This is a genomic window from Azonexus sp. GW821-FHT04F04, assembly GCF_059420025.1.
Map to the genome: position 1 here is coordinate 700,071 of NZ_JBWKSX010000001.1, position 19,027 is coordinate 719,097.

Sequence of the window (19,027 nt, forward strand, 5' to 3'; positions counted from 1 at the left end):
GAACGATCATGGCCCTTATTTCCCTGCGCCAACTGCTCGACCACGCCGCCGAGCACAGCTACGGTCTCCCCGCCTTCAACGTCAATAACATGGAGCAGATTCAGGCCATCATGCAGGCGGCAGAAGCCTGCGACAGCCCGGTCATCCTGCAGGCCTCGGCCGGCGCCCGCAAATACGCCGGCGAGCCCTTCCTGCGCAAGCTGGTCGAAGCCGCCATCGAGCAATATCCGGACATCCCCGTCTGCCTGCACCAGGACCACGGCACCTCGCCGGCCGTCTGCCAGCAGTCGATGCGCAGCGGCTTTTCGAGCGTGATGATGGACGGCTCGCTGGGCACCGACGGCAAGACGCCGACGAGCTACGCCTACAACGTCGAAACGACCCGCAAGGTGGTAGAAATGGCGCATTACATCGGCGTCTCGGTCGAAGGCGAGCTCGGTTGTCTCGGCTCGCTGGAAACCGGCGAAGCCGGTGAGGAAGACGGCATCGGCGCGGCCGGCAAGCTCGACCATTCGCAAATGCTGACCGACCCGGAAGAGGCCGCCGACTTCGTCGCCAAAACCGGCGTCGATGCGCTGGCCATCGCCATCGGCACCAGCCACGGCGCCTACAAATTCACCCGGCCGCCGACCGGCGAAATCCTCGCCATCGACCGCATCAAGGCCATCCACGCCCGGATTCCGAACACCCATCTGGTCATGCACGGCTCCAGCAGCGTGCCGCAGGAATGGCTGGCGGTCATCCGCCAGTACGGTGGCGCGATGAAGGAAACCTACGGCGTACCGGTCGAAGAGATCGTCGAGGGCATCCGTCACGGCGTGCGCAAGGTCAATATCGACACCGATATCCGCCTCGCCATGACCGGCGCCATGCGCAAGTCGATGGCTGAAAAGCCGGAAGAATTCGATCCGCGCGCCTTTTTGAAAGCCGCCGTAGCGGCGGCGCGCGACATCTGCAAATTGCGTTTCGACGCCTTTGGCTGTGCCGGTCAGGCCAGCCGCATCAAACCCGTGTCACTGGAGAAAATGGCTGCCGCCTACCGCTGACCAAACGAGCATCACTCTGCTGTACCTTGCGTCTTGCGGCCCCGAAGTCTGGGGCCGCCTTTTTTTCGGAGGCACCATGAGCCAACCCAATTTCGTCATCGCCCCAAGCATCCTCTCCGCCAACTTCGCCAAACTGGGCGAGGAGGTGAGCAACGTCATTGCCTCCGGCGCCGACTGGATTCACTTCGACGTGATGGACAACCACTACGTCCCCAACTTGACCATCGGCCCGCTGGTTTGTGCCGCCATCCGGCCGTGCACCGCAGCACCGATCGACGTGCACCTGATGGTCAAACCCGTCGACCGCATCATCCCCGACTTCGCCAAAGCCGGGGCCAACATCATCACCTTCCACCCGGAAGCTTCGGATCACGTTGATCGCAGCCTGTCGCTGATCCGCGATGCCGGCTGTCAGGGCGGGCTGGTTTTCAACCCGGCGACGCCGCTCGATTACATGGATTACGTCCTCGACAAGATCGACGTCATCCTGCTCATGAGCGTCAACCCTGGCTTCGGCGGCCAGAAATTCATCCCCGGCACGCTGGCCAAGGCCAGGCAGGCGCGGGCCAAACTCGATGCGTATGAAAAGGAAACCGGTCGGCGCATCCGCCTCGAAATTGACGGCGGCGTGAACACCGCCAACATCGCCGAAATCGCCCGCGCCGGTGTCGATGCCTTTGTCGCCGGTTCAGCCGTCTATGGGGCCGGCAAGGACAGCGACCCACATCGCTACGATTCGATCATCGGCGCCTTGCGCAGCGAGTTGGCCAAGGTCTGATGCAGGGCCTATTGGCCGTGCGACAGCCATTTGAGGATCATGGCATATAGCGCATCGGGATCGACCGGCTTGGCGATGAAGTCGTTCATGCCGGCTTCCATGCAGCGCTGTTTGTCCTCATAGAAAGCGTTGGCGGTCATGGCGGCGATCGGCGTCTCGCCGCCGTTTGCCAACTGCCTGATCCGCCGGGTTGCTTCAAGGCCGTCCATGCGTGGCATTTGCATGTCCATCAGGATCAGGTCGCACGATGTCTCACTGGCGCGCTGGACAGCCTCTTCGCCATCGACGGCGACGATCACTTGCAAACCGGTTTCTTCGAGCAGGGCGAGCATGACTTCGCGGTTGATCGGTTCGTCCTCGACGAGCATGATGCGCCGACTGCTGTAGTGCTCGCGCAGCACGGTTTCGGCCTTGCCGACATCGGTCCTTTCCGGCGAATGGTCGGCTCCGGCCATTTTGTCGAGGCGGGCGGTAAACCAGAAGGTGCTGCCGGCGCCCGGAGTGCTCACCACGCCGGCACTGCCACCCATCAATTCAGCCAGTTTTTTGGTAATGGCCAGCCCCAGTCCGGTGCCGCCGTACTGACGCGTGGTCGAGTTGTCAGCCTGTTCGAAGTCGCTGAACAGCCGCGGGATGACTTCGGCGGCAATGCCCGGGCCGGTATCTTCGACTTCAAAGCGGAGCAGGGCCTTGTTGCCGGTTTCCTTTTCAACCCGAACGCGCAGGGTGATCTGGCCGGCTTCGGTAAATTTGACCGCATTGGCGGCGTAATTGAGCAAGGCCTGCTGCAACCGGGTCGAGTCGCCGCGCAGGTGGGCCGACGGCGCCTGGACTTCCTGGATGATTTTGAGCTGCTTGGCGTCCGCCCGCTCGTTGAGCATCGAGGCGACATTGCCGAGCAGGGCGCCGAGATGGACGTCGGTTTCTTCCAGAGTCAGCTTGCCGGCTTCGATCTTCGACAGGTCGAGAATGGCGTTGATGATCTCCAGAAGGTGTTTCCCGGCATTCTCGATCTTGTCGAGGTAGCTGCCCTGATGCGGCAGCAAGCCGGATTTGCGCAGGATGTGGGTCATCCCGGTGATGGCATTGAGCGGCGTGCGAATTTCGTGGCTCATGTTGGCCAGGAAGGCACTCTTCGCCACGTTGGCGCTCTCGGCGGCCTCCTTGGCCGTGCTCAGTTGCTCGGTCCGTTCGGCCACCAGTTTTTCCAGATGCCGGCGGTAGTTCTCCAGTTCGGTGACGTCCTTGACGGCGCCGTAGAGGTGATGCCTGCCGGATAGCGCATCTTCGACCTGGGCGACGTTGCGCAGGTAGCGGATCGAGCCATCACGGTGGGCGATGCGCAGAATGGTGTCGCTTGACTGACCCGGTTGCAGCCCGGTGACGGAGCGGTCAAACAGCGGGAGATCCTCGGGCAGGACGAAGGGCCGCCAGCATCCCCGGCGCCATAACTCGTCGGTCGAGTAGCCGAAGACCTGTTCGGCCTGGCCGCCCACCCATTCGATTCTGAACATCCCGTCGTCGCCGCGCAGACAGGAGTAAATCAGGTCGCTGGTCAGCGACGAAATGTGACGGAAGCGATTTTCGCTTTCCTGGAGCGCTATCTGGGTGTGCCGGCGTTCGGTCACGTCGGTGCAGAATCCCATCACCCTGTTTTCGGGCAGGGTGATGGTCCGCAAGGTCGCGTCGAACAGGCTGCCATCCTTGCGTCGCAAGGTGATGTCCGTGTCGTACAGCTTCGACCGCTTGATGACTTGGTACTGCTCCTGGTGCTGAGGCTGGGCGCCGGGCGGCGCGATGTCGGCAATCGACATGCCGAGCAATTCTTTCCGGCTGTAACCGACCAGTTGGCACGCGGCCGGATTGACATCGAGGTAGCGGCCATCGGCGTCGGCTACGAAAATCCCCTCAGGAGCCGCTTCAACGTAGTTCCTGAAGCGGGATTCGGAGGCCAGCAAAGCCGCCGTATCCGCCATCTTTTGTCGCCAGAAACGGAGAAGCAGCCAGGCGGCGAAAACACTGAGCACAAAGAAAACCACCAAAAATAGAATGACGTTGCGTTTCTCTTCATTCCAGACGTCAAAGTAGTCCTGGGGGGCCATGCCGACGTTGAGGACGAATGGCAGGCCGCTGACCCTCTGGAAGGCATAGGTTCGTTCAAAACCGTCGGGGGTCTTGAGTGTGTGAAAGTTGCCTTGATCGACGCCGGATTCAAATAGGGAAAGAAATTCGGCCGAGACTGTCTGGTCGCCGATCACCCCGCCAGGCCCGTCAACGGCGGGGAAGCGCGAGACCAGCGCTTTGTCTACGTGGCGGAGAACTGCCGAGCCGTGCGGGCCAAGCCTGGGTTTGCCTAGTTGTTCAAAAAAGTGGCTGACGGGGACGGCTGCGCTGACGAGGCCGGCAAACTTTCCGTCGGGACTGCGATAGGAACGACTGAAGCCGATGATCCAGAGCTTCGAGACCTTGCCCATCAACGGTTTGGTAACGAGCATTCTTTGGCCGGGGGCGGCCTGTTGCTCGCCGAAAAAAGGGCGGTCGGCATAACTTTCGGGGGTCGATTTGTTCACCCCCTTGCCCCATAGCACCCTTCCCTCGCTGTCGCTGGCCCTGAATCCATCGACTTCCGGCAGGCGGTCCTTTTGGGCTGCAAGTATGCGGTTGACCGTATCGTCATCCAGGCCGCCGTGCGTCATCTGGTGTTCAAGCGCGTCGACAATGCTGAGCAGGGCCAGATCAATCCGGCGCCCCGAGTCGCCAATGTTCTGGGCGAGCAGCGCCGCCAGATTGGATGTCGTGTTGCGTACCTGCTCGACCGTCCGTTCCCGGCTGTAGATCAGGCTCTGGATGCCAATCAGGATAATGACCAGATTGATCAGAAACACCCCGGCCACCAGCCAGATCATGAACTTTCTGGTGGGTGCCGATAGCGAAGTGTTGTCGGGCTGGCTGGCTTTCATCGATTCTTGATTGGGGTACTTGCTGACTGTATCGGCCGGATTCATTTCGCCCTGAATATCCGTAGGGGCTTTGGGGGATCGCGACAAGGTGAGTTGCTGACAAAAAACCATGCCATGCCACTGTATTTAAATGCTTTGTGGCAATCAAATGCAGGCTGACATCCTACCCTGATTCGCCGGGATTTGGCGGAAGGCGATCCCCGGTCGTCCACTCTGTCGGTCCAATGGCTGCCACCTGAAGGCAGTTGCCACGGTCAACAGGGAAAAACAGCCAAAAATCAAATCGGTTTCGGTTCGGTAACCCTGATCAAGGCGCATCTTTCTTCCGAACTTTGTGGCAAATCGCAGTCTAAAGAACGCCGAGAGCATTTCCTCCCCCCGGTCCTGTCAGCGCTGCACTCCTTTCAATATTATTGGAGACCCACCATGCCGAAATGGATCAACTTGCTGTTTCTTTCCTTCTTTACCGCTGTTGCCGGCGAAGCATTCTTCTTCACCTTCATCGACCCGAAACTGCTCTACCTGTTCGGTGAGCCGGTGTACTGGAGCCCGATGGTCGTCTACTCACTCGGCTTTTTCATGTTCTGGGCCTTGACCGGCATGACTGCCGCGCTCGTTGCCTTGATGCTGAAACCCGGTGAGGAGGTTAACCGGGAACATCACCATTTGCCTCATTCAGCCCAGAACGGCTAGGGCGTCGGTTCTGCCTGAACCAAACCCCGCATTCAGCGGGGTTGGCTTGGTATATTTCAAGCTGTGATATATGGATGGAAAATAGATTCCCGTGGTTCTGGCGAGAATGCGTCAAAAGGAACAGCCGGATCTCGGGTGACGAGCGACGTCGTTAAGAAAAGAACTTAATAGCGAAAGCACCCAGCCGCTTGAGCATCACGAGTATTCCCGTTGAGTGCATACATGTTGCAAAGCTGTCGCTTGGGGGCATCTGCCACAGCTTTAGCTTCCCTTGCCTGCCTGTCTTTTTCGTATTGCTCTTGCCGCCACCGTTGTTCTTGAAGCTGAGCTTCTTGACGCTGACGTTGCATTTCGAGTTGCTGAGCACCCGCATTTGCTCTGTACTCTAGCTCGGCTTTGCGGCGCTCAGCCTCTCGAGACGCGATGTCGTACGATTTGTCTATGAGTTTGTCCTGATTCTGAACGGAACCCTGAATCAGCGTTCGCTCGCTTTCCGCGCGATATGCATCGTTGCGGAAAGAGCCAATTTCTCGTTCTGCCTGAATTTCAACCTGTTTTGCTTGTGTTTTCAGTTCGCCTCGTTGCCCGATAAATTTATAGGCGCCAAATACAGCAGCGGAAAGCCCAATGGCCATCAAAATCCTTGCCGTTTTGGAATCGCCCCACCAGCTTAGAAAAGTGTTGTCTGTTTCGTAAGCGAGAGGATGTGTCGCGTATGTTGGAACAGGCGTTCCCGCTAGCAACGCGTCATAGGCAGAGCGTTTTTCCGGGGAGGAGAGAACAGAATTGGCCTCTTCCAGAAATAACAACTGATTGCGTGCTTCCTGATTGCCTTCACTAGCCTGTTGGACCAGCGCTGGCTTTAAGTGTTCGTAAGCTGCCTTGATGATGTCGAGCGATGCCTTTGGGCTAACTTGCAGGACATCATAATGTGAAATTTTCATAATTCCCCCTGTGCCGGCATGATACCGATGTCCTTTTTGTTGCTCAACTTTACCTAGGCGTGACCGTGAAATTTGACACGAGCCAAGGGGGAGAGGCTATTTCAGATCCTGTTCAGGAACAAAAAGAGAGGCCTCTCAAGCTGAACCGAGACTTTTCCTCCCGGAAAAAAAGCCGCCCGCAGGCGGCTTTCACGGTCAACCGGAAATTTTGGCTTATTTCACAATCTGGTTCAGTTCGCCCTTGGCGTAACGCTCGGCCATCTTTTCCAGCGGGATGACCTTGATCTGGCTGGCGCGGCCGGCGCAGCCGAAGGCTTCGAAGCGGGCGAGGCAGATTTTCTTGGCGGCTTCGCGGGCCGGCTTGAGGTAGTCGCGCGGGTCAAACTTGGACGGGTTTTCAAACAGGTAGCGGCGGATGGCGCCGGTCATGGCGAGGCGGATGTCGGTGTCGATATTGACCTTGCGCACGCCGTGGGCGATGCCCTTGACGATTTCTTCGACCGGCACGCCGTAGGTTTCCTTCATGTCGCCGCCGAACTCGCGGATCTCGGCGAGCAGTTCCTGCGGCACGCTGGACGAGCCGTGCATGACCAGGTGGGTGTTGGGGATGCGGGCGTGGATTTCCTTGATGCGGTCGATGGCCAGGATGTCGCCCGTCGGCTTCTTGGTGAATTTGTAGGCGCCGTGGCTGGTGCCGATGGCGATGGCCAGTGCGTCGCAGTTGGTCTGCTTGACGAAATCGGCGGCCTGGTCGACGTCGGTGAGCAGTTGTTCGCGCGTCATGTGGCCGTCGGCGCCGTGGCCGTCTTCCTTGTCGCCCTTCATGGTTTCGAGCGAGCCGAGGACGCCGAGTTCGGCTTCAACCGAGACGCCGATGGCGTGCGACAGCTTGACCACTTCCTTGGAGACGGCGACGTTGTATTCGTAGGAGGCGACGGTCTTGCCGTCGGCTTCGAGCGAGCCGTCCATCATCACCGAGGTGAAGCCGGAGCGGATGGCGCCCATGCAGACGGCCGGGCTTTGCCCGTGGTCCTGGTGCATGACGATGGGTAGGTGCGGGTAGGCTTCAAGGGCGGCCAGGATCTGGTGGCGCAGGAAGGGTTCGCCGGCGTATTTGCGGGCGCCGGCCGAGGCCTGCATGATGACCGGGGCGTCGATCTGGCTGGCTGCTTCGCAGATGGCCCAGACCTGCTCCATGTTGTTGACGTTGAAGGCGGGCAGACCGTAGCCGTTTTCGGCGGCGTGGTCGAGCAATTGGCGCATGGAGACGAGCGGCATGGGAACTCCTGTTCGATTTCGTGTTTAGTTGATCTGAGTATTTTAAAGGATTTGATGTTCGCCAACGCGGACGATCTTGAGTGTGTTGGTGCCGCCGGTGGTGCCGATGGGCTCGCCGATGGTCAGGGCGATGAGGTCGCCTTTCTCTACGACACCGCGATCGATCAGGAGTTGCTCGGCTTCGGCCAATAGCAGGTCGCGGTCGGTGTGCTGCTGCTTCATCGGCAGCGGGCTGACGCCGCGGTAGAGGACCATGCGGCCGACCGATTCGGCGTCCGGGGTCAGCGCGTAAATCGGCACGCCGCAGTTCAGGCGACTCATCCACAAGGCGGTGGAGCCGGACTGGGTGAGGGCGGCGATGGCCTTGACCTTGAGGTGGTGCGCCGTCCAGATCGCAGCCATGGCAATCGACTGGTCGATGCGCGTGAACACGCGGTCGAGGAATTCACGGTCGAGGGTGACTTCGGCCGAACGTTCGGCTTCGACGCAGATACGCGCCATCGATTCGACGACTTCGACCGGGTATTGGCCGGCCGCCGTTTCGGCCGACAGCATCACCGCATCGGTACCGTCGAGCACGGCGTTGGCGACATCGGACACTTCAGCCCGGGTCGGCACCGGCGAGGTGATCATCGATTCCATCATCTGCGTCGCGGTGATGGTCAGCTTGTTCATGTCGCGCGCCATGCGGATCATTTTTTTCTGCAGGGCGGGGACTGTCGCATCGCCGACTTCGACGGCCAGGTCGCCACGGGCAACCATGATGCCGTCCGAGGCGTCGAGGATTTCGGCCAGATTGGTAATGGCTTCGACGCGCTCGATCTTGGCGATGAGCACGGCGTTGCTGCCGGCAGCCCGCAACAACTGGCGCGCCATGTACATGTCGGCGGCGCTTTTCGGGAAGGAGACGGCAACGAAATCGACACCGATCTGCGCCGCTGTCTTGATGTCGTCCATGTCCTTGGCGGTCAGCGCCGGCGCGGTCAGGCCGCCGCCTTGGCGATTGATGCCCTTGTTGTTCGACAACTCGCCGCCGACCAGCACGCGGGTATGGATTTCCTGGCCGCGGACGCCGGTGACTTCAAGTTTGAGCCGACCGTCGTCGAGCAGCAGAATGTCGCCGAGCACGACGTCCTTGGGCAAATCCTTGTAATCGAGGCCGACGCGCTCCTGATTGCCGAGCTTGCATTGCGCGTCGAGGATGAAGGCTGCGCCGACGACGAGGACGATCTTGTTGTTCTCGAACTTGCCGACGCGAATCTTCGGCCCCTGCAGGTCGCCGAGAATCCCGATGGTCCGGCCGTACTTGGCGGCGGCAGCACGAATGCCGTCGGCGCGCGCCTTGTGGTCTTCGGCCGTGCCGTGCGAAAAATTCATCCGGACGACGTCGATACCGGCCTGGACCATGCGCTCCAGCACCTCGGTCGAGGAGGAGGCGGGGCCCAGCGTGGCAACGATCTTGGTGTGACGTGACATGTCTTCTCCATCCCTTTTGTTATTTGAATTTTGGCGTTTATTTCCGGTTGACCGTAGCAATGCTACGGTCAACACCTTGCAGCATTATTTCGCGGCGCGTTCTTCCAGAACCTGAATCGCCGGCAGCGTCTTGCCTTCGAGAAATTCGAGGAAGGCGCCGCCGCCGGTCGAGATGTAGCCGACATCGTCATGGATATGGAACTTGGCGATGGCGGCCAGCGTGTCGCCGCCGCCGGCGATCGAGAAAGCCTCGGAGTGGGCGATGGCCGAGGCCATCATCTTGGTGCCGCCGGCGAATTGCGGCAGTTCGAAGACGCCAACCGGGCCGTTCCAGACGATGGTGCCGGCGTTGGCGATGATCTGTGAAAGCTTGGCGGCAGTCTTCGGGCCAACGTCGAGAATGCGGTCGTGCGCAGCAACGTCATCGACCGAGATCTTGTTGGCGCGGGCCAGGGCAGAGACTTCGTCGGCGACGACGACATCGGTCGGCAAGGGCACTTCGGCGCCGCGTTCCTTCATGATGTCCATGATGGCGTGGGCTTCCTTGACCAGATCGGCTTCGGCCAGCGAGTCGCCGATGCGCTTGCCGGAGGCGAGCAGGAAAGTGTTGGCGATGCCGCCGCCGACGATCAGCTGATCGACCTTGCTGGCCAGCGATTTGAGTATGGTCAGCTTGGAGGAAACCTTGGAGCCGCCGACGATGGCGACGAGCGGACGTTTCGGGTTGGTCAGGGCCTTGGTCAGAGCGTCGATTTCGGCGCCCATCAGGATGCCGGCGCAGGCCACCGGGGCGTACTTGGCGATGCCGTGGGTGGTCGCTTCGGCGCGGTGGGCGGTGCCGAAGGCGTCGTTGACGTAGACGTCGCAGAGCTTGGCCATCTTTTGCGCCAGCTCGTCGTTGTTCTTCTTCTCACCCTTGTTGACGCGGCAGTTTTCGAGCAGGACGACTTCGCCCGGCTTGACTTCAAAACCGCCATCAACCCAGTCCTGGATCAGGCGAACTGACGTGTGCAGCATCTGGCCGAGGCGCACGGCAACCGGCATCAGGCTGTCTTCGTGGGTCAGCTCGCCTTCGGTCGGACGGCCGAGGTGGGAGGTGACCATGACGGCAGCGCCCTTGTCCAGGCAATACTTGATCGACGGCAGCGAGGCGCGAATGCGGGTGTCCTCGGTGATGTTGCCGGCTTCGTCCTGTGGCACGTTCAAGTCGGCGCGGATGAAGACGCGCTTGCCGGCTACATCGAGGTCGGTGAGTTTGATGACGTTCATGGAGATCTCCTGATTTGGCTTAAGTAATGGATTCTTGCGTCCAGTGTTGTGACCAGTAGTCGGCCACTTCGAGCATGCGATTGGCGAAGCCCCATTCATTGTCGAACCAGACGAAGAGGTTCACCAGATGTGTCCCGGCGGTCCGTGTCTGGCTGCCGTCGACAATGGCCGAATGGGGGTCGTGATTGAAATCGATCGAGGCATGTGCTGCCTCGGAATAGGCGACCAGCTTTTTGAGCGGGCCGCGCGCCGCATCGGCGAGCAGGGCGTTGATGCTGTGCGCCGAAACCGGGCGCTGGGTGCTGATCGTCAGGTCGATGGCCGAGACATTGAGGGTCGGTACGCGGATCGCCTTGGCCTGCACCTTGCCGGTCAACTGTGGCAACAGACGCTCGATGCCGCGGGCCAGCCCGGTCGACACCGGGATGATCGACTGCATGGCCGAACGTGTCCGGCGCAGGTCGTCATGGTGATAGCCATCGATCAGCGGCTGGTCGTTCATGACCGAATGCAGCGTGGTGAGCAAGGCCTGGTCGACGCCGACTTCGCGGTCGAGCAGGTCGAGGATCGGAACGATGGCGTTGGTCGTGCACGAGGCGGCCGAGACGAGACGTTCTGCCCCGGTCAGCGTGTGCTGGTTGATGCCGGCGACGATGGTTGCATCGACATCCTCAGCGCTGGCGCCGGGGTGCGAAAGGAGCAGGCGCGGGCAGCCGGCGCTTATGAATTCGGCCAATTTTTCCCGTTGACCGTAGAAACCGGAACATTCGACCACGAGCTCGATGTCGCGCCAGTCGACGGCCTCCGGCGTACGGGCGTGGCTGATGCGGATGGGCCGGCCGTCGATCAGCAGTTGGCCATCGGCAACGTCGACGCTGCCGGGAAAGCGGCCATGCGTCGAGTCGAAACGCGTCAGGTAGGCCATGCTCTCCAGATTGGCCGGCTCATTGATGGCGACCACCTGGAGATCGTGGGCGACGCTGGATTCCTGAAGCGCGCGCAGAAAGCAGCGACCGATACGGCCATAACCGTTGATGGCAAGACGCAGTGGCATGAAGTGTCGGTCGCGGTCCGTGAAAGTTTATTTCGGCAGTTCGCCGGTGGCGTTGGCGTCGTACTCGATGTAGACCAGGCCGAGAATTTTCTGCATGCCGCAGCGGCCCCAGAAACCACCGTCGGCCCCGTAAAAATCGAGCTTGCCCATGCCCTTGAAGAAGGCTTCGGTGCGCGCCCGGTCATCACCGAAGTAGAACGGAATGCGATGCTTGCCGGTACAGAAATCATGCTGGTTGGTCGGCTTGCCGACAATGGCGATGACTTCTTCGTAGCTCATGCCGATCTTCAGCTTGCCGAACGGCGAGTCGGCCGGCGGATTGCCGACGATCACCGCTTCAGCGGCCTCTTCTTTCTTGGCCGGTTCATCGGCCGCAAAGGCAGTCGTGGTCAAGAACAGCGCGGCGATGGCGGCCAGGAAGGTAATACGGTGCGTATGGTGCATCTTGATTCCTCCAGAGGTCTTGCGGTCGGGGGTGAAGCAAAAGGGGCCTTGCGGCCCCTTTTCTGAAACAAACAGCTTACTTGGCGGCCATCCAGGCGCGGGCGGCGTCGAGCATGCGGCAGGAGTAACCCCACTCGTTGTCGTACCAGGCCAGCACCTTGACCAGCGTGCTGCCGTCTTCGCCCTGAATGACGCGGGTCTGCGTCGCATCGAAGGTCGAAGAAACGGTGGTGTGGTTGAAGTCGGAGGAGACCAGCGGCTCGTTATTGACGTCCATCACACCCTTGAGCGGGCCGTTGGCGGCGGCGGTCATCAAGGCGTTGATTTCTTCCTTGGTGGTGTTGCGGCCGGCGGTGAAGGTCAGGTCGACCAGCGAAACGTTGATGGTCGGTACGCGCAGGGCGAAACCATCGACCTTGCCCTTGAGTTCCGGCAGCACCAGGCCGACGGCCTTGGCGGCGCCGGTCTTGGTCGGGATGATGTTGGCGGCAGCGGCGCGGGCGCGGCGCAGGTCCTTGTGGCGGACGTCGACGGTGACCTGGTCGTTGGTGTAGGCGTGGATGGTGGTCATCAGGCCCTGCTTGATGCCAATGCTGTCGGACAGGATCTTGGCGACCGGGGCCAGGCAGTTGGTCGTGCACGAAGCGTTGGAAACAACGGTCATGTCGGACTTGAACAGGCCTTCATTGACGCCATAGACGATGGTTGCATCGACGTCGTCACCACCCGGGGCGGAGATCAGCACGCGCTTGGCGCCCTGTTCGAGCAGCGGCTGGGCCTTGGCCTTGGAGGTGTAGGCACCGGTGCATTCGAGAACGATATCAACGCCGTGGTCGGCCCAGTTGATGTCCTTCGGGTTCTTGGTCGAGTAGAAGGCGATCTTCTTGCCATCGATGATGATGCAGTTTTCACCTTCGGTTTCGACGGAGGTGCGGAAACGGCCATGTGTGGTGTCGTACTTGAGCAGGTGCGAGTTGGTCGCCAGATCGCCAGCAGCATTGATGGCGACGACGTCGAATTCATTTTGCAGACCCTGCTCGTAAATGGCGCGCAGTGTGCAGCGACCGATACGACCAAAACCGTTGATTGCAACCTTGATAGCCATGAAACTAACTCCCCTTTTTAAAAATCAGGACAACAGCGCCTTGGCCGTCTTGACGACGTTGGCGACGGTGAAACCGAACATGTCGAACAACTGGCCGGCCGGAGCGGACTCGCCGAAGCGGTCGATGCCGATCACGGCGCCATGCAGGCCGACGTACTTGCGCCAGAAGTCCGGGTGAGCGGCTTCGATGGCGATGCGTTTCTTGCAGCCGCCGAGAACGGAGGCTTTGTATTCGGCGCTCTGGCGGTCGAAAACGTTGGTGCAGGGCATCGAGACGACGCGCGTCTTGATACCTTCGTTGGCCAGTGCGGCCTGAGCGTCGAGCGCCAGCTTGATTTCGGAACCGGTGGCAATCAGCGTGAGCAGCGCTTCGCCATCGGCTTCGGACAGCACGTAACCGCCCTTGGCGATGTCAGCGTCGGCAACCTTTTGCGTCACGGTTGGTAGATTCTGGCGCGACAGGGCGAGGATGCTCGGGCCGTCCTTGCGCTCGACCGACGCGGTCCAGGCAATGGCGGTTTCGGTCGCATCGGCCGGACGCCAGACATCCAGATTCGGGATGATTCGCATCGACGGGATGTGTTCGACCGGCTGGTGTGTCGGGCCATCTTCGCCAAGGCCGATGGAGTCATGGGTATAAACCATGATCTGGCGCTGCTTCATGAGCGCCGCCATGCGGATGGCGTTGCGGGCGTAATCCGAGAAGACCAGGAACGTCGCCGTGTAAGGCACCAGACCGCCGTGCAGGGCGAGGCCGTTGGCGATGGCCGTCATGCCGAATTCACGGACGCCGTAGTAGCAGTAGTTGCCGCCTTCGGTGCGGGTGACGCCCTTGCTGCCCTTGACGAAGGTCAGGTTGGAACCGGCCAGGTCGGCCGAGCCGCCGAAGATTTCCGGCACGGCCGGGACCAGCGCGGCGATGGCGTTCTGCGAAGCCTTGCGGGTGGCGATATTCTCGGCCTTGTCGCGGCAGGTGGCGAGGTAGTCCGCCTTGGTCGCTTCCCAGTTGGCGGGCAGTTCGCCCTTGATGACGCGCCGTTCGAACTCGGCGGCTTCGGCCGGGAAGGCGGCCTGGTAGGCCTTGAAGCGGTTGCTCCAGTTTTCTTCGAAGATGGCGCCACGCGGCTTGCCATTCCAGGCAGCGTAGATGTCATCCGGAATCTCGAAAACCGGGTGATTCCAGCCGATATAGGCGCGGGCCGCGGCAATTTCATCCTTGCCGAGCGGCGCCCCATGGCAGTCGTGCGATCCCTGTTTGTTGGGCGAACCGGCGCCGATGGTCGTCTTGCAGCAGATCAGGCTCGGCTTGTCGGTGACCGCCTTGGCGGCGAGCAGGGCGCGCTCGATGGCATCGGAGTCATGGCCATTAACATCGGCGATGACATGCCAGCCATAGGCTTCGAAACGCTTCGGGGTGTCATCGGTAAACCATCCTTCGACGTGGCCGTCGATCGAGATGCCATTGTCGTCCCAGAAGGCGATCAGCTTGCCGAGGCCGAGAGTGCCGGCCAGCGAGCAGGCTTCGTGCGAAACGCCTTCCATCAGGCAGCCATCGCCGAGGAAGGTGTAGGTGTGGTGATTGACGATTTCGTGGCCGGGCTTGTTGAACTCGGCTGCCAGCACCTTTTCGGCCAGCGCGAAGCCGACGGCATTGGTGATGCCTTGGCCGAGCGGGCCGGTGGTCGTTTCGATGCCGGCGGTGTAGCCAAACTCGGGGTGGCCCGGAGTCTTGGCGTGCAGTTGGCGGAAATTCTTGAGGTCGTCAATCGACAGATCGTAGCCGGTCAAATGCAGCAGCGCATAAAGCAGCATCGACCCGTGGCCATTCGACAGCACGAAGCGGTCGCGGTCGGGCCAGTGCGGGTTGCTCGGGTTGTGACGCAGGTGGCGACGCCAGAGAACTTCGGCGATTTCCGCCATGCCCATCGGGGCGCCCGGATGGCCGGAATTGGCCTGCTGGACTGCGTCCATGGCCAAGGCGCGGATAGCGCCGGTCAAGGGAGAAAACTTGGGGAGATTGCTGACGCTCATGATCCGGAAATCCAGCCTGCTTAAAAGCTGAAATTATCCGGGAAAACCCTCTTTTTGGGTAGGGCAGAAGGCCAATAAGGCAGGCTTTTGGGCCTGCCTTTGATCAGTATTACTGAATCTTGGGATCAAAATTAATCATCATCAGGATGCCCTGGCCGCCACCAAAGCTGCCACCGGTATAGGCAACGCTACCCTGGCTGGCATAGACCGCTTCGTAGCGATGGCTGTCTCCGCCAAAGTAGAAAGGAATCCAGGCTTTGGCCGTGACGTAGGCGCGAATGTTCGAGGTCACGCCCAGGATGCGCTCGACTTCGGACTGATGCATGCCAATCTGCAACTTTGCCCACTTGCTGCCTGGGGGAATGCTGCCGTAAATCTCACCGTCGAAAGTGCCGTCCTTTGATTTCACGACGCAAGGGTTGCAGGCCTTGCCCGTGGTGCTGCTGGCGACCGGTGTGGCAGCCGGCTCCGGCTTTGTTGGTTCGGCTGCCTTGGGGCTTGCCGTGGTCTTTGGCTTGGCCGGCTCGCAATCGACCGGTGGTGCTTCGGCTTGCTTGGTGTTCTTCTTGGCCGTCTTCTTGGTGCTCTTTTTCTTGGTCGCCGGCTCCGGCGCACATTCCGGCTTGGCGGCGACCGGGGCGGGCGCTGGTGCCGCTGCAGCCTGAGGCGGGGGCGCCGCCTCTTCCGGTTTGGACTCGTTGCTCTTGCAGCCGGCCAGAATGGTGCCAACCACCAAGAGTAGTGCAACGCTCAGTTTATTCATCGCTTTGTCCTGTGACTGTGTCGAATGGGTGAATGTAGCAGGTCAGCCGCAGTGATAGCCAGTGACGCGGTCGACTTCGTTTTTCGACCCGAGGATGACCGGCACGCGTTGATGCAGTTTTTCCGGCTGGATGTCGAGAATGCGCTGGCGGCCGGTGGTCGCGGCGCCGCCGGCCTGCTCGATCAGCATGGCCATCGGGTTGGCTTCGTACATCAGGCGCAGCTTGCCGCCCTGGCCCTTGAGTTTGCTGTCCACCGGGTACATGAAGATGCCGCCGCGCGTCATGATGCGATGCACATCGGCGACCATCGAGGCGACCCAGCGCATGTTGTAATCCTTGCCGAGCGGTCCTTCCTTGCCGGCCTGCATTTCGCTGACGTAGCGCTGGACCGGGGCTTCCCAGAAACGCTGATTGGCCATGTTGATGGCAAATTCCTTGGTGTCGGCGGGAATCTGCACATTTTCCTGGGTCAGGATGAACTGACCCAGCTCGCGGTCGAGGGTGAACACGACGACGCCGTCGCCGACGGTCAGGACGAGCAACGTGGTCGGTCCGTAAACCGCGTAGCCTGCGGCAACCTGTGCTGTTCCCGGCTGCAGGAAGGCGGCTTCGGCCGCTTCGGAGGTCGACAGGTCGGCGCCTTCGGGGCATTTGAGGACCGAGAAAATGGTGCCGATCGAGACATTGACGTCGATATTCGAAGACCCGTCGAGCGGGTCGAAGGTCAGCAGGTATTCGCCTTGCGGATAGCGGTTGGGGACCAGATGCGGCAGGTCCATTTCTTCGGATGCCATGGCGGCGAGGTGGCCGCCCCATTCGTTGGCGTCGAGAAGGATGTCGTTGGACAGGACGTCGAGCTTTTTCTGGGCTTCGCCCTGCACGTTGTCACTGCCGGCTTCGCCGAGTACGCCGCCGAGGCCGCCCTTGCCGATTGCAACGGAAATGACGTGACAGGCCCGCGAGACGATTTCGATCAGGAACTTGAGGTCGCCGGTAATGACGCCCTTGTTGCGTTGCTCTTCGGTGAGATAACGTGCCAGCGTGCGCTGTGCCATGAGAACCCCTGCTTCAATGACAAAAGCGCAATTTTACTCTGCCGGACACCTGGCGTGCAGGAAGGTAAAGGCCGCGGCACCATACAAGGGCTTGCTCAGCAGGAAACCCTGGACCTCGTCGCAGCCGTTGGTGCGCAGCAGTTCAAGCTGATCCTCGGTTTCAACGCCTTCGGCAATGACCTTCAGGCCGAGCGAATGAGCCAGGGCGATGGTGCCGAAAGCGATGGCGCGGTCGTTGAGGTCGGTTTCGATGTCGGCCACGAAGGATCGGTCGATTTTCAGATGGTCGATCGGGAAAAGCTTGAGGTAGGCCAGCGAGGAGTAGCCAGTGCCGAAGTCGTCGATGGCCAGCGTTACACCCATACGGCCGAGGCGTTCGAGAATCAGGATGGCTTCCTGCGGGTTTTCCATCACCGAGCTCTCGGTGATTTCGAGTTCGAGAAGTTCGGCCGGCAGACCGGACAAGGTCAGCGCATTGGCGACGGTTTCGCAGAAATCGCGACGGCGCAATTGGCGGGCCGAGACGTTGACAGCGATGCGCAGGGGCTTCAACCCAGCGTCAATCCAGCGTTTCATTTCGCGGCAGGCCGTGGCCAGTACCCATTCACCGATCTCGACGATGATGCCGGTTTCTTCGGCGACCGGGATGAAGCGGGCCGGCGAAATCATGCCTTCGGTCGGATGGTGCCAGCGAAGCAGCGCTTCGACGCCGGTCGGTGCGGTGTCGGCAGCGTGGAACTGTGGCTGGAAGCAAAGTACCAGTTCGTTGCGGGCGATGGCATGACGCAGCTTGTGTTCAATGTTCAGGCGTTCCGAGGTGATCAGGTTCATCTCGGTGGCGAAGAACTGGAAGTTGTTTCGGCCTGCCGCCTTGGCGTGGTACATCGCCGTGTCGGCATTCTTCAGGATGGTGTCGCCATCCGGACCGTCGTCGGGAAAGACGCTGATGCCGATCGACGGACTGGTATGCAGTTCGTGTCCGTTGGCCTCGATGGCTGACGACAAGGCGCCGATGGCCTTGCCGGCAACGACGGCAGCATCTGCGGCAGAGGAGATGCCGGGCAGGATGATGACGAATTCGTCACCGCCGAGGCGGGCTACGAAATCGGTTTCGCGGACGACGCTGGACAGGCGGCAAGCCACCTCGCGCAACAGTTCGTCGCCAATCTGGTGACCGAGGGTGTCGTTGATGATCTTGAAACGATCGAGATCGAGAAACATCATGGCGATCTTCCAGCCATGGCGTCGGGCTTCCGGTAGCAACTGCGCGAGCCGCATGAGCAGGGCCATGCGGTTGGGCAGGCCGGTCAGCGCGTCATGCTGGGCGATGTGCCGCATACGCTCCTCGGACTGCTTGCGCTCCGTGATGTCGGCCAGAATCCAGACGTAGTGCGCCGGCAAGCCGCTTTGCGGGTCATCGACACGGTTGACCCGGGTGCCGGCCGGGAAGCTGTCGCCATTTTTTCGGGTGACTTCCAGTTCGCCCTGCCAGGATGCGCGCAAGACCAGATCCCGTTCGAATGCATCCGGCGACTGACCGTCGTCCAGCGTGATCAGCCCGTAGACGGTCTGCCCGATCAGCTCGAAGGTTTCGTAGCCGGTCATCTGGGTGGTTGCCGGATTGATCGACAAAATGCGGTGCGCTTCATCGGTAAAAATGATGCCGGCCGGCGTGTGGGTATAGACCTTTTGCGCCAGTTGCTCGCGTTCGGCGCTGGCTCGCTGGTCGGAAATGTCGGTGTAGGTGGTGATGAATCCGGCGGACTCTTCGCCGATAAGCAGCGGCTCGTTCTGGATCAGATAGGAGCGCCCGTTGGGGCGCGTTTCTTCGAGGCGGTCAGCTTCGAACTTGCCGATCCGCGCCGTGATGCGTTTGACCAGTTCTTCGCTATCGCCTTGTCCGTAGTCGCCGCGCGCTACCGGGATGCGGATTACATCGGAAAAATGGATACCTTCGTGGACGGCATCGAGTGGCAGATCGAGGGCCTCGATGAATCCCCGGTTCCAGACACGCAGGCGCAATTGCTCGTCGAATACGCTGATGCCTTGCGGCATGCTCGATACGACAGACTGCAGATAGGCCAATTGACGTCGCATGTCGACGGAGGTTGGCGAGGAAGCGTCCGGTAA

General features: G+C 60.7%; 15 protein-coding genes. 3 read left to right on the plus strand and 12 right to left on the minus strand.

Going from position 1 to position 19,027, the window contains the following annotated elements; translation table 11 throughout:
* The first annotated feature begins 8 nt into the window (after nt 1-8).
* Together fba (AC07TV_RS03400) and rpe are read left to right on the plus strand one after the other, a co-directional pair.
* On the plus strand, nt 9-1,046 hold the full coding sequence (gene fba / locus AC07TV_RS03400) for a class II fructose-bisphosphate aldolase (protein ID WP_494646993.1): 1,038 nt from the start codon (nt 9-11) through the stop codon (nt 1,044-1,046).
* 76 nt (nt 1,047-1,122) lie between these two features.
* Nucleotides 1,123-1,824 (plus strand): ribulose-phosphate 3-epimerase, encoded by a 702-nt coding sequence (gene rpe, locus AC07TV_RS03405; RefSeq protein ID WP_494646994.1) that lies wholly within the window; start codon nt 1,123-1,125, stop codon nt 1,822-1,824.
* Nucleotides 1,825-1,832: 8 nt separating this feature from the next.
* Here rpe and AC07TV_RS03410 read toward each other — a convergent pair whose 3' ends face one another.
* Complete coding sequence (locus tag AC07TV_RS03410) at nt 1,833-4,871, minus strand: PAS domain S-box protein (protein WP_494646995.1); 3,039 nt, start codon at nt 4,869-4,871, stop codon at nt 1,833-1,835.
* A gap of 339 nt (nt 4,872-5,210) precedes the next feature.
* On the opposite strand from AC07TV_RS03410, the gene AC07TV_RS03415 reads away from it, so the two are divergent.
* Nucleotides 5,211-5,477, plus strand: a complete 267-nt coding sequence (locus AC07TV_RS03415) for a hypothetical protein (protein ID WP_494646996.1) — start codon at nt 5,211-5,213, stop codon at nt 5,475-5,477.
* Between the two features lie 164 nt (nt 5,478-5,641).
* Here the strand turns inward: AC07TV_RS03415 and AC07TV_RS03420 are convergent, their stop codons facing one another.
* The 11 genes from AC07TV_RS03420 to AC07TV_RS03470 all read right to left on the minus strand — a co-directional run bounded on the left by AC07TV_RS03420 (nt 5,642) and on the right by AC07TV_RS03470 (nt 18,994).
* Nucleotides 5,642-6,421, minus strand: coding sequence for a DnaJ domain-containing protein (locus AC07TV_RS03420; RefSeq protein ID WP_494646997.1), 780 nt, complete (start codon nt 6,419-6,421; stop codon nt 5,642-5,644).
* Between the two features lie 213 nt (nt 6,422-6,634).
* Nucleotides 6,635-7,699: a class II fructose-bisphosphate aldolase gene (gene fba, locus AC07TV_RS03425; protein WP_494646998.1), complete on the minus strand. Its 1,065-nt coding sequence runs from the start codon at nt 7,697-7,699 to the stop codon at nt 6,635-6,637.
* A gap of 42 nt (nt 7,700-7,741) precedes the next feature.
* On the minus strand, nt 7,742-9,175 hold the full coding sequence (gene pyk, locus AC07TV_RS03430) for a pyruvate kinase (RefSeq protein ID WP_494646999.1): 1,434 nt from the start codon (nt 9,173-9,175) through the stop codon (nt 7,742-7,744).
* 84 nt (nt 9,176-9,259) lie between these two features.
* Nucleotides 9,260-10,444 (minus strand): phosphoglycerate kinase, encoded by a 1,185-nt coding sequence (locus tag AC07TV_RS03435; RefSeq protein WP_494647000.1) that lies wholly within the window; start codon nt 10,442-10,444, stop codon nt 9,260-9,262.
* A gap of 19 nt (nt 10,445-10,463) precedes the next feature.
* Nucleotides 10,464-11,498, minus strand: coding sequence for a type I glyceraldehyde-3-phosphate dehydrogenase (locus AC07TV_RS03440; protein WP_494647001.1), 1,035 nt, complete (start codon nt 11,496-11,498; stop codon nt 10,464-10,466).
* A gap of 27 nt (nt 11,499-11,525) precedes the next feature.
* Nucleotides 11,526-11,942: a hypothetical protein gene (locus tag AC07TV_RS03445; RefSeq protein WP_494647002.1), complete on the minus strand. Its 417-nt coding sequence runs from the start codon at nt 11,940-11,942 to the stop codon at nt 11,526-11,528.
* Between the two features lie 76 nt (nt 11,943-12,018).
* Nucleotides 12,019-13,047, minus strand: coding sequence for a type I glyceraldehyde-3-phosphate dehydrogenase (gene gap / locus AC07TV_RS03450; RefSeq protein WP_226402014.1), 1,029 nt, complete (start codon nt 13,045-13,047; stop codon nt 12,019-12,021).
* 24 nt (nt 13,048-13,071) lie between these two features.
* Entirely contained in the window at nt 13,072-15,078 is a 2,007-nt protein-coding gene (gene tkt / locus AC07TV_RS03455) for a transketolase (protein WP_494647003.1), read from the minus strand.
* A gap of 109 nt (nt 15,079-15,187) precedes the next feature.
* On the minus strand, nt 15,188-15,841 hold the full coding sequence (locus tag AC07TV_RS03460) for a hypothetical protein (protein WP_494647004.1): 654 nt from the start codon (nt 15,839-15,841) through the stop codon (nt 15,188-15,190).
* A 42-nt stretch (nt 15,842-15,883) separates the two neighbouring features.
* Entirely contained in the window at nt 15,884-16,897 is a 1,014-nt protein-coding gene (locus AC07TV_RS03465; RefSeq protein ID WP_494647005.1) for a class 1 fructose-bisphosphatase, read from the minus strand.
* Between the two features lie 33 nt (nt 16,898-16,930).
* On the minus strand, nt 16,931-18,994 hold the full coding sequence (locus AC07TV_RS03470; RefSeq protein ID WP_494647006.1) for a putative bifunctional diguanylate cyclase/phosphodiesterase: 2,064 nt from the start codon (nt 18,992-18,994) through the stop codon (nt 16,931-16,933).
* Nucleotides 18,995-19,027: the final 33 nt, after the last annotated feature.

Excerpts from the sequence above, each read along its gene's own strand:
- AC07TV_RS03470 (WP_494647006.1), bottom strand. The coding sequence starts at position 18,994 with ATGCGACGTCAATTGGCCTATCTGCAGTCTGTCGTATCGAGCATGCCG.
- AC07TV_RS03440 (WP_494647001.1), bottom strand. The coding sequence starts at position 11,498 with ATGCCACTGCGTCTTGCCATCAACGGTTATGGCCGTATCGGTCGCTGC.
- pyk (WP_494646999.1), bottom strand. The coding sequence starts at position 9,175 with ATGTCACGTCACACCAAGATCGTTGCCACGCTGGGCCCCGCCTCCTCC.
- AC07TV_RS03465 (WP_494647005.1), bottom strand. The coding sequence starts at position 16,897 with ATGGCACAGCGCACGCTGGCACGTTATCTCACCGAAGAGCAACGCAAC.
- rpe (WP_494646994.1), top strand. The coding sequence starts at position 1,123 with ATGAGCCAACCCAATTTCGTCATCGCCCCAAGCATCCTCTCCGCCAAC.
- gap (WP_226402014.1), bottom strand. The coding sequence starts at position 13,047 with ATGGCTATCAAGGTTGCAATCAACGGTTTTGGTCGTATCGGTCGCTGC.
- AC07TV_RS03435 (WP_494647000.1), bottom strand. The coding sequence starts at position 10,444 with ATGAACGTCATCAAACTCACCGACCTCGATGTAGCCGGCAAGCGCGTC.
- AC07TV_RS03420 (WP_494646997.1), bottom strand. The coding sequence starts at position 6,421 with ATGAAAATTTCACATTATGATGTCCTGCAAGTTAGCCCAAAGGCATCG.
- tkt (WP_494647003.1), bottom strand. The coding sequence starts at position 15,078 with ATGAGCGTCAGCAATCTCCCCAAGTTTTCTCCCTTGACCGGCGCTATC.
- AC07TV_RS03445 (WP_494647002.1), bottom strand. The coding sequence starts at position 11,942 with ATGCACCATACGCACCGTATTACCTTCCTGGCCGCCATCGCCGCGCTG.
- AC07TV_RS03415 (WP_494646996.1), top strand. The coding sequence starts at position 5,211 with ATGCCGAAATGGATCAACTTGCTGTTTCTTTCCTTCTTTACCGCTGTT.
- fba (WP_494646998.1), bottom strand. The coding sequence starts at position 7,699 with ATGCCGCTCGTCTCCATGCGCCAATTGCTCGACCACGCCGCCGAAAAC.
- AC07TV_RS03460 (WP_494647004.1), bottom strand. The coding sequence starts at position 15,841 with ATGAATAAACTGAGCGTTGCACTACTCTTGGTGGTTGGCACCATTCTG.
- fba (WP_494646993.1), top strand. The coding sequence starts at position 9 with ATGGCCCTTATTTCCCTGCGCCAACTGCTCGACCACGCCGCCGAGCAC.